The sequence below is a fragment of the Paenibacillus sp. BK033 genome, assembly GCF_004345425.1.
In the GTDB taxonomy this organism is placed as follows: domain Bacteria; phylum Bacillota; class Bacilli; order Paenibacillales; family Paenibacillaceae; genus Pristimantibacillus.
Genome location: NZ_SLVP01000004.1, coordinates 346,478 through 362,900 on the forward strand (window position 1 = coordinate 346,478; position 16,423 = coordinate 362,900).

Below are 16,423 nucleotides of genomic sequence, written 5' to 3' on the forward strand. Positions count from 1 at the left end.
AATGCGTCCTTTTATTTTCCCGTATATGGCGATATTTCGCCGTAAGGGGCTGTTTACCTCACTCCGTAAATGCTATACTTGATATAGCTCCTTACCGCGAGCCGTCAGCCGGTCCGCTGGGAGGCGGCGCTGTTGCGCCCTTTTTCGGATACCTATCGATCAGTTTGCTTGATGCGTCCGGCAAGACGGTTTGCCGCATCTCCTCTGTAAATAAGCCGAAATTCGGATCGATATCTCTCTCCGTAACGAGATCATCCTTGTTGTCCATCGCCCGTTCACTCCCTTTTTTCAGCTCCTGCCGTTAGATTGCCCTATATTTAAACTTACCATTACGATTACATAAGGTCTTTGCGAGCCTGTCCGGCGTATTTTTGGTATACCTGCCTGCCTGAGGTTACAATAAAAGGAGGATATGGCTCGGAATATGGATTGAAAAAGGAGGCGTTTTTTCGATGATGAAACATTTTCCGGCAAGTGCCCGCCATTCTGTCGATTTGGGATGGCTCCGCAGCGCGATGAGCTTCTCGTTTGGGGAGTATTTCGATCCCGACAACTCGAGCTTTGGCGTCATGCGCGTATTAAACGACGATACGATTGCGCCGGGTCGCGGCTTTGGCGCGCATCCGCACAGCGAGATGGAGATTGTGACGATTCCGCTAGCGGGAAGACTGAAGCATGAAGACAATCTTGGCAATATTGAAGTAACATCGGCTGGCGAAGTTCAGCGCATGTCGGCGGGAACGGGAATTATTCACGCGGAATACAACGATTCGGATACAGAGGAAGGAAAGTTCCTGCAATTGTGGTTTATGCCGAAAGAACGGGGGCTCGCTCCCTCCTACGAAATGGCCAGCTACGATGAAGAAAAGCTCCAGAATGCGCTGCTGCCGGTTGTAACGCCGGATGGTGCGGGAGATACGGCAAGCATCAATCAGGATATGACGATCTATCTGGGGAGGCTGCAGCCGGGCAGAAGGATCTTTTTTAATCAGAAAACCGGACGCCGCGCCTTTGTTATGGTGCTGGAAGGAAACTTGAATGTGAACGGCATTGCGATGGGACCGAAAGATTCGATCCGCGCGGAATTCGAGCCCGATTTTGTGCTGTCCGCGGAAGAATCCGCGTTTGTTATGCTGATTGATCTGCCATAGGGCAAGGCTTGCGAAATGCGGCTGAAAGCGAGCTATACGCTTTTTAGGAGGGTTCAACCATGAAAGAACAATTACTCATCAAACACGCCGTAGGCGGCCGGACCTTTGTGGATTCATCCAAGCAATCGGTGTCTTACGAGGTCGCGCATGAGGATGGGCAGTGGCTATTCGCCGTTAACGCGCCAAAGCATGCCGGAATAGACGAGATCCTAAAGTGGAAGCAGGAGCTGAACGTGTTTATCTTTCGGAATTACGAAGACGGTCGGCCGACGCTGAAGATTTGGTACTCGGTTGCTTCGGATACGGTTAAATATGATGCGGCAGGGGAAAGGCTGACGTTTACCGCGATCTCCTGCATTGAATATATTCCAAACGAATTCGGCTATAAGCTGTAAATAAAGCTTCCAAACCCTGCATATTACAAGCTCTTTCGCTTCCTGACCGAGGCGGGGGAGCTTTTTTTGCGCCTGCTTTGCCGTTTCTGAATTTCATGTATGAAATTGGCGGTTAAAGGCACTCTAAAGTGGCGGGGTTCATGAAGTCCGTACCAGATTAATCTGTAGAAGGAGGCATACATACCTATGTACAACAGGAAAAAGATTCAAGAAGAAATCCCGGAGGTCATCACGAAAATTTGGTCATGCGCAAGCGAGGACTGCAATGGCTGGATGCGGGCCAACTTCTCTTTTGACCAGACGCCGACCTGCGTCCTGTGCCAATCTCCTATGATCAGCGGGGAGCGGATGCTTCCTTTGATTGTGAATTTGAATGATCCGGTAAAGCTGAGCGCTGTCGTCACTACGGCCGAGTAGTTGGATCGCGCGGGAGGATGCCTATAGAGGCATCCTCTTTTTCGTTTCCTTGACAGGGGTGGGGAACGTCATTAGAATGGTTGCGATAAAACGGTTCGGGAGTGGTTGTCATCATGGTAAAAGGTACGGATGCCTCGCCGGCGCAGGCACCGAGAGCTGTCCTATGGATGGCTTTGCTGCTTGGTTCGCTTTCGGCGTTTGCTCCTCTCTCCATCGATATGTATTTACCGGCATTGCCGGAGCTTGCGGGCGACTTCCGCGCGGGAACCTCGATGTCCCAGCTCAGCTTAACGGCATGTCTGCTTGGCATTTCGCTTGGGCAGCTGTTTATTGGTCCGATCAGTGATGTGAGAGGCCGGCGGAAGCCCTTGTTAATTGGACTTATCGTTTATATTGCGGCTTCGATGCTATGCGTGGCGGCGCCGTCCATCGAGACCTTTGTTCTATTGCGTTTCGTGCAGGGCTTTGGCGGCGCGGCGGGGATTGTCATTTCGCGTGCGGTCGTCCGGGATTTATTCGAGGGAGCGGGAATGACCCGGTTCTTCTCCATGCTTATGCTGGTGAACGGGGTAGCTCCAATCGCGGCTCCGATTGCCGGGGGACAGATTCTGAAATGGACGGAATGGCGGGGCGTGTTTATGGTTCTGACCGTAATCGGCGCGGTTATGCTTGCGGCGGTATGGCTGGGGATGAAGGAATCCCTTCAGGAGAGGAACCGCTCGCAGGGCGGTATCGGCAACATGCTGATGAAATTCCGCGGATTGCTGACGGACCGCGTATTTATGGGCTACGCGCTGACGCAGGGCTTTGTGGTCGCCGCGATGTTCGCCTACATCTCGGGCTCGCCGTTTGTGATCCAGAACCTGTTTGGCGTTTCTCCGCAAGGCTACAGCTTATGCTTTGCCATTAACGGGCTTGGCATTATTGCGGCCAGCCAGATCGCCGGGCGGCTTGCCGGCAAGGTAAGCGCGCCGAAGCTGCTTGTTGCGGGACTTAGCCTAGCGTTTGCGGGCGGTCTCGTGCTGCTGATTGGTATTGTAGCCGGCTGGGGGTTGTTCGCCGTGCTGGTGCCTTTATTCTTCGTGGTTGCCAGCGTCGGCATCGTGCAGACGGCAAGCTTCTCGCTTGCGATGCAGAACCAGCAGCAGGCGGCAGGCAGCGCATCGGCGCTGCTTGGTTTGCTGTCCTTTGTTTTTGGCGCCTGCATGGCGCCGCTTGTGGGGCTTGGCGGCAGCGAAGCCGCGCTGCCGATGGGGATTGTGATCGCCGCGTCGGAGACCGCGGCCGTACTCAGCTATGTGCTGCTCGTACGGCGGGCTCGCTCGCGTTAGGGTGCCGGCCGATAAGGCGGGTTAGCGGCGATAATACCCTGTGGGGGCCTTCTGGACCTGCTTTTGCCCTGATGGCAGACTTTAACGCCCTCGCAGGGTTTTATTTTTTCCCAGCGGCGTTTTATGCCACTTTGGCGGCTGCAATGTTGCGATAAGGCCCCTAAGGGGCCTTAACCATGAAAACTAGCTACACTCTCCTGGCCTTTAAGGTCCCCTAGAGACCTTAAACCGTCCCTAACTGCCGCTGTCCGCCGCCACTAGGTTAAGGCCCGTTAGAGGCCTTAACCTACCTATAGTGTTAGCCTCTGGCTGCGTTGGCGGAGTTAAGAATATAGGATTGCCCGCTTAAGAAGGCGGATTGAAAAAGAGCTTCTGATGGCCGTTCGGGCCTTCAGAAGCTCTTGATTATGACGATCTTAGGGAAGATAGAGGGGGAGGCTGCCCTGCTGCAGCACCGCTTATGTCACGTTACTTTACACCGCCGATTGGGGCGGGGGTTCCTTCGCCAAGCAGGCTGCCGCGCCAAGCCATGTAACGCTTCCATGCGGCGCCGCTGTCGAGCAGCTCTTTGCATTGGTACAATGCCTCTTCGACGGATTCGGCACGGTCGGCCAGGCGTAGCCGAACGGCCGCGTTAAGCAGGACCTGGTTTACGTAGCCGATATGCGCCGTTCCCTGCAGGACAGCCTCTACGTTTTCAACCTGTTCGGCAGCGCTCCATTCCTTTTTCTCCGGCAGCGTTGCTTCCATGCCGAATTGTTCCGGATCGATAACATGCAGCCGCGCCTCGCCGTTCTCCACGATGTACGTGCGGGTAGGACGCTCGATGTACAGGTCCTCGGAGCCCTCCGTCCCTTGCACGATAAGGGCCCGGCGGTATTTCAAATCGGTGAGCAGCTTGCTCATCCGGTCAAAGACGGTATTATGGAAAACGCCAAAGACGAGGTACGGCGAATGCGAGAAATCGATCAGCTTCTCCGCGGTGTTCAGCACCGTGCGCATGCCAAGCTCTTCGCGGATGCTCCGAAGCTCGCCGAGCGGCGGACACCATTCCTCCGTGTCCACGAACAGCACGCCGGTTGCCTTAGCCGCCTGCACGACGCGGTCCCGCGTCAGCTGCGCTTTGCCGATGCCGAGCTCGGCGAGCATATCCGGCAGCGTTACGCCCCATTTCGGCGGCAGCGACTTTGCGCCGTGCAGTGTAACGGGAAGCCCGGCCGAAGCAAGCACGAAGGCCGTAGCGAAGGAAGCGAAGAAGGTTTTTACCCGCCCGTCGTATGGTCCCGCGCAGTCCAGCCCTTCTTGAATGGGAGCGCGGTAGGCGTTGTCCCGGCATACGTGTACGAACGCTTCCAGCTCCTCGACGCTTTCCATCTTAATCCGTTCGGCAATAAAAAAGGCGCCCATCTGGGCAGGGGACGCTTTCCGGTTCATGATCCAGTCGGCCGCTTCCAGCGCCTCTTCATAGGTTAAGTCCCTGGCGCCTCTTTTCCCGCGGCCGACTTCTTTTAATAGTGTGGTAAACATCGTCAGCACCCCTTTATTTCTGCTCTTGCAGCAGCTGATAGACTTTCACGATGGATGTCGCCACATCCACGATCCGCTTCCGCTCGTTCATCGCCTGCTTGCGCAGCAGGTCGTAAGCTTCCGCCTCGGATACCTGCTTTATTTTACATAGGATACCCTTTGCCATGTCAATCCACTTCCGCTCTTCGAGCCGCGCCTCCAGCTGCTTGCGCTCATTCAGCCACTGCTGCCGCTCGAAGCAGGCCTTCGAACCGAAATGAAGCGCCCAGTGGAGCTCCTGCTCGCTCATCGATGGCGCGAGAATACCGTCGATCGGCAGATCGTCCTCGCAAAAGGCGGCGGACATCGTTGCCGTATCGGCGCTGCACCACCAGAGCATGGGGAGCCTCTTGCGCTGCAACAGCCGGTTGCCCCAAGCCTTCACTTCGCCCAACGGCAGATGAAAAATGACGGCATCGGCTTTCGGCAGATGGTTTTTGGCCGTATCATCCGAGCTTGCATACAATACCGAATACCCGTATGCCTCCAGCATTTGCTCCAGCGACTGCGCTTCAGCATTTCCCCCGGCATTGTCGATCACTAACAGAGAACGCATGTCATCCTCCTCTTCCCCTACAAACGAATATCATTTGTTATTATATATAACATGAATTGTGTAAAACTGTCGATACGCACAAATGTTCATTTTTTATGTTAAGTATGTTGACATGAATGTCATGCCATTGTATAGTAGCGGTAACACACCGACAAAGCTTACGGTTTTGAGGTACGAAAATTCAATCTTTCATGAATACAATGGCGTATTCATTTGAAGCGGCAATGAAGCCTGACTTCGTCTTTTGCGGGAATGCACAAGTGCGTCCTCGCGGAATCCGAAGCAGGCTTTTTCTATTTTTCCATACAGATTAGAGGCTGGAGAGAGTGGAGAGGAGAATGACAATGGCGGATCGGAAGAAATTGGTGCTGGTTGGCAACGGAATGGCGGGGGTGCGGGCAATCGAGCATTTGATCAAGCTCGCTCCGGATGCATATAGCATTACGATTTTCGGAGCGGAGCCGTACCCGAACTATAATCGGATTATGTTGTCCTCGGTCCTTGCGGGCGGAACGGACATGAAGGATATCGTCATTAACGACTGGGACTGGTACGCGGACAATCATATCCAGCTGCATGCCGGACACACGGTCACGAAGATCGATACGAAGCGGAAAAAAGTGTATTCCCAGCAAGGGATTGAAGCGGACTACGATGTGCTCGTGATGGCGACGGGCTCGAATCCGTTTATGCTGCCTCTGCCTGGCGCGAACAAAGAAGGCGTAATCGGCTTCCGGGATATCCGCGACACCGAGATTATGCAGGAGACTTCTCAAAAGTATAAAAAAGCAGCCGTAATCGGCGGCGGCCTGCTGGGGCTTGAAGCGGCGCGGGGGCTACTGAATCTGGGGATGGACGTCCATGTTGTTCATATCAACGGCATTCTGATGAACCGCGAGCTGGATGAGCCGGCGGCGCGGATGCTGCAGCGCGAGCTCGAAGCGCAAGGCATGAAGTTCCTGCTGAGCAAGCAATCGGCCTCCATTACGGGCAGACGCCGCGTAAAGGCTCTGCAATTCGCGGACGGCAGCGAGGTTGAAGCGGATCTTATCGTGATGGCGGTGGGGATCCGCCCGAACGTTGATTTAGCGAAGGCTTCCGGCATTGAAGTCGGCCGCGGGATTATCGTTGACGATTTCATGCGGACGAATATTCCGGATGTATACGCCGTTGGCGAATGCGCCGAGCACCGGGGGATCGCCTACGGCCTTGTCGCTCCGCTGTATGAGCAGGGTGCCGTTTTGGCGAAGCTGCTGGCCGGCATTGAGACGGAAGGCTACCAAGGCTCCGTTACTTCAACGAAGCTGAAGGTATCCGGTGTCGACGTGTTCTCGGCAGGCCAATTCAACGAAGGACCGGGAACAAGAGCCCTGCGTATTCAAGATGATGTAGCGGGCACATACAAGAAGATTGTGATCAAAAACGGCAAGCTGGTGGGGGCGGTACTGTTTGGAGATACTTCCGACGGCGCCGAGCTGTTCTCGATTATGAAGAAGGGCGAATCGATCGAAGGCAAGGAGAAGGAGCTGCTGCTCGGCTTCTCGCCTGCGGCAGGAGGAGGCGCTTCCTCCGCGGCGGACCGGCTGGCGGCGATGCCCGACGATGAAATCGTCTGCGGCTGCAACGGCGTATCGAAGGGCGCTATTGCCGATGCCGTTCAGAATAAAGGCTGCAATACGATGGCCAGTCTCAAAGGCTGCACGAAAGCTTCCGCTTCCTGCGGCGGTTGCAAGCCTCAAGTGGAAGGCTTGCTGAAGCTGTACGCCGGCGATGCGGCAGGCGCTCCGGTAAAGGAAGGCATCTGCGGCTGCACGGAGCATTCCCGCGACGAGATTGTTGCGGCAATCAAGGAAATGCGTCTCATGACCGTCAAGGAAGTCATGAACGTGCTGGGATGGAAGAACGAAGGGGGCTGCACGAAATGCCGCCCGTCGCTGAACTACTATCTTGGCATGCTGTGGCCGGGAGAATACGAGGACCAGAAGGAATCGCGCTTCACGAACGAGCGCTACCACGCGAACATTCAGAAGGACGGCACCTATTCGGTTGTGCCTCGCGTCTACGGCGGCGTGACCACGCCGGCCGACCTGATCAAAATCGCTACCGTCGCCGAGAAGTACGAGGTACCGATGGTGAAGTTCACCGGCGGACAACGGCTTGACCTGCTCGGCGTGAAGAAGGAAGACCTGCCGAAGATTTGGGAAGAGCTTGATATGCCTTCCGGCCATGCCTACGGCAAGACCCTCCGCACGGTAAAAACCTGCGTCGGCAACACCTTCTGCCGCTTCGGCACGCAGGACTCGATCGCCATGGGGATCCGGATGGAGAAAGCCTACGAGCGAATGACGGCTCCTGCGAAAGTAAAGCTTGCCGTATCCGGCTGTCCGCGCAACTGCGCGGAAGCAACGATCAAGGATCTTGGCGTTGTCGCCATCGACGGTGCTTGGGAGCTTCACGTCGGCGGCAACGGCGGCATACACGTCCGCGCGACCGAACTGCTCTGCACCGTGAAGACGGAGGATGAAGTGATGGAATGGTCCTCGGCTTACCTGCAATATTACCGCGAGAATGCGACATGGAACGAACGTACCGCGCAATGGATTGAACGCGTTGGCCTGGATCATGTCAAGAAAGCGCTGGAGAAACGCGAGGACCGTCTGGCCTTGGTCGAACGTCTGGAGAAGACGCTTAGCTATACAACGGATCCATGGAAAGAAATTATCGAGAACAAAGAGCTGCGCAAAAACTTCGAGGAATTATCCAGTCCGCAGCCGGTGCAAGGATAGGGGGGGCTACCATATGGTGACAAAGGTGCTTGTAGCGAAATTAACGGATATCGACGTATTAGGCTCTCGTACGGTGCAGATTGACAACACGGACGTGGCGATTTTCCGCCTGGCGGACGGCAGCGTGAAAGCAGTCGAGAACAAATGCCCGCATAAGGGCGGCAGGCTGTCGGAGGGGATGGTGTGCGGCACGGCCGTGCACTGCCCGCTGCATGATTGGAAGATTGACCTGAAGAGCGGACGCGTGCATGAGCCCGATGACGGCTGCATCAAGACGTTCGAGACGGAGATTGACCCGGGCAGCGGCGACATCTATATCACCCTGTAGAAGAGAGATAACAATTGCGGTGATCATTCATTAGGTGGATGCTCGCGAAGTATGAATCATCACGATAACCCGTACACGGGCTATTACGGTGATCATTCATTTTAGGAGGAATGGAACATGGACTACGTGAAACCGGCTGAAGTACTGGAATCGATGGTGGAGGCGGGGACGGCGAAGGCGGAAATGAGCGCCTCGCAAATGCTGATGAGAGGTTTTTTGGGCGGCGGCATCCTGGCCTTTGCGACAACGCTCGCCTATACGGCGACAACGCAGACTTCGCTCCCATTAACGGGGGCAATTATTTTCCCGATTGGCTTTGTTATCATCGTTCTTCTGGGGCTTGAGCTTGTGACCGGCAGCTTTGCGCTTATTCCTCTATCGGTCTTCAAACGGAAAACAACGCTGACCCGCATGCTGGCCAACTATGGGCTTGTCATTATCGGTCATCTGATCGGCTGCGCGGTATATGCGGCTTTATACGGCATGGCGGTTACGAAGATGGGGACGGATATGTCCAATCCGCTAGCTCAAATGCTCATTCAAGTCAGCGAGACCAAGACATTGGGGTATCAAAAAATGGGCTTCGACGGCATCATTCTCGTGTTCATCAAGGCGATCCTGTGCAACTGGATGGTAACGCTTGGCGTGGTGATGGCGATGACCTCGAAATCGACCCTGGGCAAAATCGTCGCGATGTGGCTGCCGATTCTGATGTTCTTCGAGCAAGGTTTCGAGCATGCGGTCGTTAATATGTTCGTCATCCCGGCCGGCATGATGCTTGGCGCGGACGTGTCTGTAGCGGACTGGTGGCTGTGGAACCAAATTCCGGTATTGCTCGGCAACTTTGTCGGCGGCGCTTTGTTTACCGGCTTTATGTTCTACTGGTCGCATAACAAGAAGGCAAAAGACTCCGAAAGCTCTTCTTCTTCCGCAAAGTCGGGTCTTTCGGCCAAACCGGCGCTTGCAGCCGAGAAAAGCGGCCTGTAATGGAGGCGGCAGGCAAGGTATTTATTGTTGGGGCAGGCCCCGGTGACCCGGAGCTGATTACGGTGAAGGCGATGCGGCGAATCGGGCTGGCGGATGTCATCCTGTACGACCGGCTCGTGAACGAAGAGCTGCTCGCGTACGCCCGCCCGGATGCGGAGCTGGTGTACTGCGGCAAAGCGCCTAATGCGCATGCGATGCCGCAGGAACAAATTAATGCGGCGCTTGTCGCCTACGCCAAGCAAGGGAAAACGGTCGTCCGCCTCAAAGGGGGCGACCCCTTCGTCTTCGGGCGCGGCGGCGAGGAGGCGCTGGAGCTGGCCGAGCACGGCATCGAGTGGGAGATCGTGGCGGGGGTCACGTCCGCAATCGGCGCGGCGGCCTCGGCGGCGATCCCGCTGACGCATCGCGGGAAGGCGGCATCCTTCGCCTGCGTGACCGGCAACCGCTGTCACGGCGACCAGGAGCCTGTGCGCTGGGATTTGCTTGCGCATAGCGTGGATACGCTGGCGATCTATATGGGCGTCAGCCAGCTCGCCGTCATCCGCGGGGAGCTGCTGAAGCACGGCAAGGCGGCAACCACGCCGGTTGCGATTATCGAGCGCGGCACAACAAGCAAACAGCGCGTTATTACGGGAACGCTGGCTGACATTCATAAGCTGGCGGTGTCTTTCAAAGTGGTCAACCCGGCCCTTATCATCGTGGGCGAAGTGGTCAAGGTTCGCGAGCAGCTTCTGCTGGCGGAGCGGCAGGCGGAAGCTTGGGTCATGTGATCATTCTCCAAAATAGGCGGGGTTTTACAAAAAAACGGATTGACAGTTATTTCTTCGGATGGTAAAGTGACAAATATCTTAAACAAATCGAAAGGAGGATTACGGCATGAATCCAATTGTAGGCGTCCATCAACCATTTAACCAAATGCATACTAAATTTATGAGCGTAATCCATCCGCGCGTCGAATCTCTTTGATCTTTAGGGGTATCCCATTAGAATCAAAGGCGCATGGTTACGTAACCGTAACCGTGCGCCTTTTTTGATGCAGCGGGCCAATTTGCGCCCGCCTGCTGCCAAAGGAAGCGTATCGTTATCTTACGGTGCGCTTCCTTTTTTTGCGGTGGGGGAAGATGCTTGGATGGAAACGGGAGGTGTCAAACGGAAACTATGTTTATTGTACTTAAGAAGCTTCGATGGTTTTTCGCAATGAATTGGAAAAGATATACGCTAGCCTGCGTACTGCTGATCATCACGGGCTTTCTCGACGTGATTCCGCCTTGGCTGATCGGCCATACGATTGACGGCATTCATCAGGGCAGGCTGGACGCGACGGGCTTTATGCAGGTCGTGGCCGGCTGGATCGCCGTGACGGTGGTCGGCTACGCGATCACTTACGTGTGGCATTATAAGCTGTTTGGAGGTGCCTTCGTTCTGGAGCGGCTGCTCCGTTCGAGGCTGATGCGCCACTTCCTGAAGATGTCGCCAACCTTCTATGAACGGAACCGGACGGGCGACCTGATGGCCCGCTCCACGAATGACTTGAATGCGGTTGCCACGACGGCCGGCTTCGGCATTCTGACGCTGATTGACTCGACCTTCTTCATGCTGACGATTCTCGGCATTATGGCGGCGATGATCAGCGTTAAGCTGACGCTGGCGGCGCTTCTGCCGCTGCCGTTTATCGCGCTTGCGATGAAGCATTTCGGGGGTAAAATCCACGAGCGGTTTATGCAGTCGCAAGACGCTTTCGGCGAATTAAACGACCAGGTGCTGGAATCGGTATCGGGGGTGCGGGTTATCCGCGCTTTCGTGCAGGAGGAAGCAAGCCAGGATCAATTCCGCAAGAAAACAGATGAGGTCTTTCAGAAAAATATCGAGGTGGCCAAGATCGATGCGCTCTTCGAGCCAACGATCAAAATATTGGTCGGCCTCAGTTACCTGATCGGCTTGTGCTACGGCGGTTATCTCGTATTCCACAGCGAGATTACGCTTGGCGAGCTGGTCTCCTTCAACGTCTACCTCGGGATGCTGATCTGGCCGATGTTCGCAATCGGCGAGCTGATCAACATTATGCAGCGGGGCAACGCTTCGCTTGACCGGGTAGATGAAACGCTTGGCTACAAGCCGGATGTGCAGGACGCGGAGAACACCGTCGACGTGACCTCTCCGGCAACGATTGCTTTCGACGATGTGACGTTCCGTTATCCATCGTCGGTGGTAGACAACTTGAGCGACGTGAACGTCAGTCTGCGCCAAGGCCAGACGCTGGGCATTGTCGGCCGCACGGGCAGCGGCAAAACAACGCTGCTCAAGCAGCTGCTGCGCGAATATCCGGTTGGCGCCGGCGCAATCAAGATTACCGGCCAGCCGCTGGAGAAGCTGCCAATGGAGCGGCTCCTTGGCTGGATCGGGTACGTGCCGCAGCAGCCGATTCTGTTCTCGAAGACGATTCGCGAGAATATTATGTTCGGCAAGAAGGGCGAGGCGACGGAAGAAGATCTGCAGCGCGCGCTTGCAAGGGCATCGTTTGCCAAGGATATTCAATTCCTGCCTGACGGGCTGGAAACGATGGTCGGCGAGAAGGGCGTTGCGCTCTCCGGCGGCCAGAAGCAGCGGGTCAGCATTGCGCGCGCGCTTATCGCAGATCCGGAAATATTGATGCTGGACGACGCGTTGTCCGCGGTAGACGGACGGACGGAAGCCGAGATTATCGAAGGCATCCGGACGGAACGAGCAGGCAAAACGACACTGATCACGACACACCGGCTGTCCGCGGTGCAGCACGCTGACCACATCATCGTGCTGGACGAAGGACGCATTGTTCAGCAGGGTACCCATGACCATCTTGTGAAGCAGGATGGCTGGTACAAAGAGCAGTACGAGCGGCAGCAGCTGGAGTCGCTGATTGAATCATAGGAAAGAGAGGCGTTTACGAACAATGGGTCAAACAGGTAAACGATTGTTTCAATACGCCATGCTTTATAAAAAACCGATCATCGGAGCGTTGGTTCTGCTCCTGCTGGCCGTATGCGCGGAGCTGGCGGGACCGTTTATCGCGAAGCGGATGATCGATCAGAATATTCTCGGCATCGAGAAGAGCTGGTACGAGGTTGCGGGGGATGAGCCCTACGCGGTCTCTTATAAAGATAAATGGTATAAACGCGAAGACCACTTCGCAGCCGGCGAGGCCAGAGGCACCGAGGTGCATCTGCTTCAGGCCGGCAGAAAATTTTACTGGCATGAAGGCACCCTTCCCGCAGTGGAGGGCGTGCGCAAGGTGACGGACGGCCAGATGACCGTCACCGACAAAACAACCGGAGAGAGTGCCGCATTCCCGGTTGCCCTGATTTCGGCGAAGGAGCTGTACCAGTTCTACAGCCCGGAAATTCCAAGCCTGATGAAGCTGGCCGGCCTTTATGTCGGACTGCTCGTGCTTGGCGCGGTATTCACTTACGGACAGCGGCTCCTGCTGCAGACCTCCGCGAATCGGATTGTCCGGCGCATGCGAAATGACGTATTCGCCCATACGCAGCGGCTTCCGGTGAACTACTTCGATACGCTGGCCGCCGGGCAGGTCGTCTCCCGGATTACGAACGATACGGAGGCCATCCGCGAGCTGTACGTCGCGGTACTGGCAAACTTCTTCTCCGCGATCGTATACATGACGGCGATCTACGGAGCATTGTTCCTGCTGGATCCAAGGCTTGCGCTGTTTGCGCTGCCGCTGGTACCTATCCTGCTCGTATGGATTAATCTGTACCGGCGCTTTGCTGCCCGTTACAACCGGATTATCCGGACGAAGCTGAGCGAGATTAACGCGATGATCAACGAATCCATCCAGGGGATGGCGATTATCCAGGCGTTCCGCCGTCAGAAAGAGACCTTTAAAGAATTCGACGAGTTGAACGAGCATTATTTTACGTATCAGAACAAGCTGCTGAGCTTGAACTCGATTACGTCGCATAACCTGGTCAACGTGGTCCGGAACATCATCTTCCTTATCGTGATTTGGTTCTTCTGGGGCGACTGGTTTGGCGCCGCCATCGGGGTAGGCGTGCTGTATGCGTTCGTCGATCTGATGAACCGGATGTTCCAGCCGATCGTTGGCGTCGTGAACCAGCTGTCCAATCTGGAGACGGCAAGGGTATCCGCTGAGCGGGTATTTACCCTGATGGATCAGCCTGGCGTTGAGGTTGAGCCGGGCACAATGGAGCGTTACAAGGGCGAAGTGAAATTCGATAACGTTTCGTTTGCCTACAAGAAGGATGAATACGTGCTGCGAAATATCTCCTTCACCGCCCGCCAAGGCGATACGGTAGCGTTGGTTGGCCATACCGGATCCGGTAAAAGCTCGATTATGAACCTGCTGTTCCGGTTCTACGATTCGAATGAAGGCAGCATCGTAATCGACGGCAAGGATGTGCTGAATATTCCGAAGCAGCATTTGCGCCAGCATATGGGCATCGTTCTGCAGGATCCGTTCCTATTCACCGGTACGATCGCCTCTAACATCAGCTTGAACAATCCGGCGATCAGCCGGGAGCGGGTGGAGCAGGCGCTTCGCGACGTTGGCGCCTACGACATGTTCGCGCAGCTGCCGGGCGGCATCGATGCGGAAGTGATCGAGAAGGGCAGCACGCTGTCCGCCGGCCAACGCCAGCTGATCTCGTTCGCGCGGGCGCTCGCCTATGATCCCGCGATTCTGATTCTGGATGAAGCAACGGCAAGCATCGATACGGAGACGGAGGCCATTATTCAAGAAGCGCTGGACGTGCTGAAGAAGGGCCGCACGACGTTTGTCATTGCCCACCGCTTATCCACCATCCGACAGGCGGATCAGATTCTGGTGCTGGACCGCGGCCGCATCGTCGAACGCGGCAATCACGACCAGCTAATGGATCACCGCGGCAAATATTTCGCGATGTACCAGCTGCAGCAAGGCTCGGCTGTTACCGCATCCTAATTCATGACGGATCGGGGAAGGGTTCTCTCCGTTTCCGGTTATGGTTATGAAAAAGCACCTCCATGCAGCCGTTTGGCTTGATGGAGGTGCTTTTGTCGTTTGCGCGAATTTATTGCGTCTTGAAGGTATCGATCGCTTTGTTCAGTTCGGTGGCAAGTTTGCGAAGCTGCGCGGATGAGCTTGCAACCTCCTGCATGGAAGCGAGCTGCTCCTCGGATGCCGCGGCCACGCGCTGGGACTGTATGGAGGATGCCTCGGCGATATGCTCCAGCTGATCAAGCGAGGCCGCGATTTCCTCGCTGCCCGCCGACATCTGCTCGGATGCCGCGGAAACCTCCTGGATTTGAGAAGACACCTGGCGGATAGCCTCATGGATCGAGCGGAACGATTCGCCGGCCTGATGGGAGACGGAGCTGCCCTCGCGCGCGCCTTCCGCCGCTTTTTCCATCGAGAGAACGGCTTCGCTAGTCCGGCTGCTGATGCCGCTCAGAATTTCGCCGATCTGATCGGAGGACTCCTTCGAGCGTTCGGCCAGCTTGCGGATCTCATGGGCAACAACGGCAAAGCCTTTGCCATGCTCCCCTGCGCGGGCTGCTTCAATAGATGCGTTAAGAGCGAGCAGGTTCGTCTGCTTGGATACCTCGCCGATCATCTCCAGAATGGAGCCGATCTGGCTGTTCATTTGCTGCAGCTCCTGCATAACGGTTACCGTTTCGCTGACATTTTGCTCGATCACCCGCATTTGGCTGACTGTCCGGTTAATAACCGTATCGCCCGCATTGGCAAGCTCGGAGGCGTCGGCGGCAAGCTCGGACACGGAAGAAGAGGACTCCGCAATCCGCTGGATGCCGACGGTCATCTCGTTCATCGCGCGCTGGCATTCCTGGAAGCTCTGCAGCTGCGTATCCGCTCCCGCGGCAACCTCATGAATGGCGTTAGCGACTTCCTCCGTTGCGCGAGAGGTCTGCTCGGCGCTTTCCTGCATCATGGAGGATGAACCGGCAACCTCGCTGGAGGTGGAACGAATATGGCTGGCCAACTGGCGCAGGCTGGCTATCATCTCATTAAAGGCATGAGAGGCCTGCCCAATCTCATTGCCGGTAGTGACCGGGACGGTGACGGTCAAGTCGCCTTTTGCGGCAAGAGCGGCTACCTGGCTGAGGCGCTTCAACGGTTTTACGGCAAAACGAACGATCAATACGATGAGGATAATGGCGATGACATCGCAGGCGATCCCCACGTTAAGGACCTGCCACATTCTCCGGTCGAGCTCCGCTTGCACGTTGTCGTAGTCGAAGTCGGCGCCCAATATCGCGACCGTTTTATTGGAGTTGTCTTTAATCGCCATCAGGTAAGACACCCATGTGCCCATTTCATCTTCGTAGGTAGCCACTCTGGCGAAGCCGTCTTTCATTGCCTTATCGTAGCCCTTTACAAAGGAAGGAGAGAGCTCGTACGGAGTGCCCGGCGTAAGACCTGCTTGCGTAAGCGCTCCGGTGCCCTGCAGCGTGGTGAGATAGGTTTTTCCGTCCTTCTCTACTTTATCCGGCTGCAAAACGTATACGTTGGAGACTTGGTCGTTGGAGTTCATGGCCTCCAGAAATAACGATAAGTTGTAAAAGTCCGTGGAGCCTTGCGTCTTTCCTTTATTCAGCTGCTCCTGCGCAGAGGTGATCAGGTCGATTTTGGCGCTGGTAATATTGCCAAGGGTCTGGACCGTACGGGACATTTCTTCGAAATAGGCATCCTTCTGATTGTTTGTCGTGATGGATACCATTGCCCCGATTGTGGCCAGAAACAGAAGGGCAAGCACAACGGAAAGGACGAGCGCTAGACTGGTTTTTCTCTTCTTGAACATTCATGATCCCTCGTTCTTTAGGAAGTTGATCGGCTGCCTGAGCAAAGTTGTCTTCATCTTATAACCAACTATAACAGCCAAATATTAGGTAAGT

Annotated in this window: 14 protein-coding genes; 10 read left to right on the forward strand and 4 right to left on the reverse strand. The window is 55.5% G+C overall.

The genetic code is table 11. The annotated features are described in order from the left end of the window. Positions 1–91 precede the first annotated feature (91 nt). Complete coding sequence (locus EV294_RS30310; protein WP_165930701.1) at positions 92–268, reverse strand: hypothetical protein; 177 nt, start codon at positions 266–268, stop codon at positions 92–94. Positions 269–452: 184 nt separating this feature from the next. Here EV294_RS30310 and EV294_RS16450 point away from each other — a divergent pair, with 184 nt between their 5' ends. From EV294_RS16450 to EV294_RS16465, 4 genes are all read left to right on the forward strand, one after another. Next, positions 453–1,151 carry a pirin family protein gene (locus tag EV294_RS16450; protein ID WP_132308632.1) on the forward strand — a complete coding sequence of 233 codons (699 nt, stop codon included), beginning with the start codon at positions 453–455 and terminating at the stop codon, positions 1,149–1,151. A 59-nt stretch (positions 1,152–1,210) separates the two neighbouring features. Then, complete coding sequence (locus EV294_RS16455) at positions 1,211–1,546, forward strand: hypothetical protein (protein WP_132308634.1); 336 nt, start codon at positions 1,211–1,213, stop codon at positions 1,544–1,546. Between the two features lie 186 nt (positions 1,547–1,732). Further along, positions 1,733–1,963 (forward strand): cold-shock protein, encoded by a 231-nt coding sequence (locus EV294_RS16460; protein WP_132308636.1) that lies wholly within the window; start codon positions 1,733–1,735, stop codon positions 1,961–1,963. 113 nt (positions 1,964–2,076) lie between these two features. Beyond that, positions 2,077–3,294 (forward strand): multidrug effflux MFS transporter, encoded by a 1,218-nt coding sequence (locus tag EV294_RS16465; protein WP_132308638.1) that lies wholly within the window; start codon positions 2,077–2,079, stop codon positions 3,292–3,294. Between the two features lie 468 nt (positions 3,295–3,762). On the opposite strand, the gene EV294_RS16470 is transcribed toward EV294_RS16465, so the two are convergent. Together EV294_RS16470 and EV294_RS16475 are read right to left on the reverse strand one after the other, a co-directional pair. Continuing rightward, positions 3,763–4,821, reverse strand: coding sequence for an anthranilate phosphoribosyltransferase (locus EV294_RS16470; protein WP_132308640.1), 1,059 nt, complete (start codon positions 4,819–4,821; stop codon positions 3,763–3,765). A gap of 13 nt (positions 4,822–4,834) precedes the next feature. Next, positions 4,835–5,416, reverse strand: coding sequence for an ANTAR domain-containing response regulator (locus tag EV294_RS16475; RefSeq protein ID WP_132308642.1), 582 nt, complete (start codon positions 5,414–5,416; stop codon positions 4,835–4,837). A 344-nt stretch (positions 5,417–5,760) separates the two neighbouring features. Here EV294_RS16475 and nirB point away from each other — a divergent pair, with 344 nt between their 5' ends. From nirB to EV294_RS16505, 6 genes are all read left to right on the forward strand, one after another. Continuing rightward, a complete protein-coding gene (gene nirB, locus EV294_RS16480) occupies positions 5,761–8,202 on the forward strand; it encodes a nitrite reductase large subunit NirB (RefSeq protein WP_132308644.1) in 2,442 nt (813 codons plus the stop codon). Between the two features lie 13 nt (positions 8,203–8,215). Continuing rightward, complete coding sequence (gene nirD, locus EV294_RS16485) at positions 8,216–8,530, forward strand: nitrite reductase small subunit NirD (RefSeq protein ID WP_132308646.1); 315 nt, start codon at positions 8,216–8,218, stop codon at positions 8,528–8,530. A 117-nt stretch (positions 8,531–8,647) separates the two neighbouring features. Continuing rightward, positions 8,648–9,517: a formate/nitrite transporter family protein gene (locus EV294_RS16490; protein WP_132308648.1), complete on the forward strand. Its 870-nt coding sequence runs from the start codon at positions 8,648–8,650 to the stop codon at positions 9,515–9,517. Beyond that, positions 9,517–10,287 (forward strand): uroporphyrinogen-III C-methyltransferase, encoded by a 771-nt coding sequence (gene cobA, locus EV294_RS16495; protein ID WP_132308650.1) that lies wholly within the window; start codon positions 9,517–9,519, stop codon positions 10,285–10,287. Before EV294_RS16490 ends, cobA begins: the two co-directional genes overlap by 1 nt. Before the next feature lie 388 nt (positions 10,288–10,675). Then, positions 10,676–12,424 carry an ABC transporter ATP-binding protein gene (locus tag EV294_RS16500; protein ID WP_132308651.1) on the forward strand — a complete coding sequence of 583 codons (1,749 nt, stop codon included), beginning with the start codon at positions 10,676–10,678 and terminating at the stop codon, positions 12,422–12,424. A gap of 22 nt (positions 12,425–12,446) precedes the next feature. Next, positions 12,447–14,471 carry an ABC transporter ATP-binding protein gene (locus EV294_RS16505; protein ID WP_132308653.1) on the forward strand — a complete coding sequence of 675 codons (2,025 nt, stop codon included), beginning with the start codon at positions 12,447–12,449 and terminating at the stop codon, positions 14,469–14,471. A 109-nt stretch (positions 14,472–14,580) separates the two neighbouring features. Here the strand turns inward: EV294_RS16505 and EV294_RS16510 are convergent, their stop codons facing one another. Beyond that, entirely contained in the window at positions 14,581–16,329 is a 1,749-nt protein-coding gene (locus EV294_RS16510; protein ID WP_132308655.1) for a methyl-accepting chemotaxis protein, read from the reverse strand. Between the last annotated feature and the right edge of the window lie 94 nt (positions 16,330–16,423).

Coding starts and splice junctions, on each gene's coding strand:
- EV294_RS16455 (WP_132308634.1), top strand. CDS start 1,211: ATGAAAGAACAATTACTCATCAAACACGCCGTAGGCGGCCGGACCTTT.
- EV294_RS16470 (WP_132308640.1), bottom strand. CDS start 4,821: ATGTTTACCACACTATTAAAAGAAGTCGGCCGCGGGAAAAGAGGCGCC.
- EV294_RS16510 (WP_132308655.1), bottom strand. CDS start 16,329: ATGTTCAAGAAGAGAAAAACCAGTCTAGCGCTCGTCCTTTCCGTTGTG.
- nirB (WP_132308644.1), top strand. CDS start 5,761: ATGGCGGATCGGAAGAAATTGGTGCTGGTTGGCAACGGAATGGCGGGG.
- EV294_RS16450 (WP_132308632.1), top strand. CDS start 453: ATGATGAAACATTTTCCGGCAAGTGCCCGCCATTCTGTCGATTTGGGA.
- EV294_RS16500 (WP_132308651.1), top strand. CDS start 10,676: ATGTTTATTGTACTTAAGAAGCTTCGATGGTTTTTCGCAATGAATTGG.
- nirD (WP_132308646.1), top strand. CDS start 8,216: ATGGTGACAAAGGTGCTTGTAGCGAAATTAACGGATATCGACGTATTA.
- EV294_RS16460 (WP_132308636.1), top strand. CDS start 1,733: ATGTACAACAGGAAAAAGATTCAAGAAGAAATCCCGGAGGTCATCACG.
- EV294_RS16465 (WP_132308638.1), top strand. CDS start 2,077: ATGGTAAAAGGTACGGATGCCTCGCCGGCGCAGGCACCGAGAGCTGTC.
- cobA (WP_132308650.1), top strand. CDS start 9,517: ATGGAGGCGGCAGGCAAGGTATTTATTGTTGGGGCAGGCCCCGGTGAC.
- EV294_RS16475 (WP_132308642.1), bottom strand. CDS start 5,416: ATGCGTTCTCTGTTAGTGATCGACAATGCCGGGGGAAATGCTGAAGCG.
- EV294_RS16505 (WP_132308653.1), top strand. CDS start 12,447: ATGGGTCAAACAGGTAAACGATTGTTTCAATACGCCATGCTTTATAAA.
- EV294_RS16490 (WP_132308648.1), top strand. CDS start 8,648: ATGGACTACGTGAAACCGGCTGAAGTACTGGAATCGATGGTGGAGGCG.
- EV294_RS30310 (WP_165930701.1), bottom strand. CDS start 268: ATGGACAACAAGGATGATCTCGTTACGGAGAGAGATATCGATCCGAAT.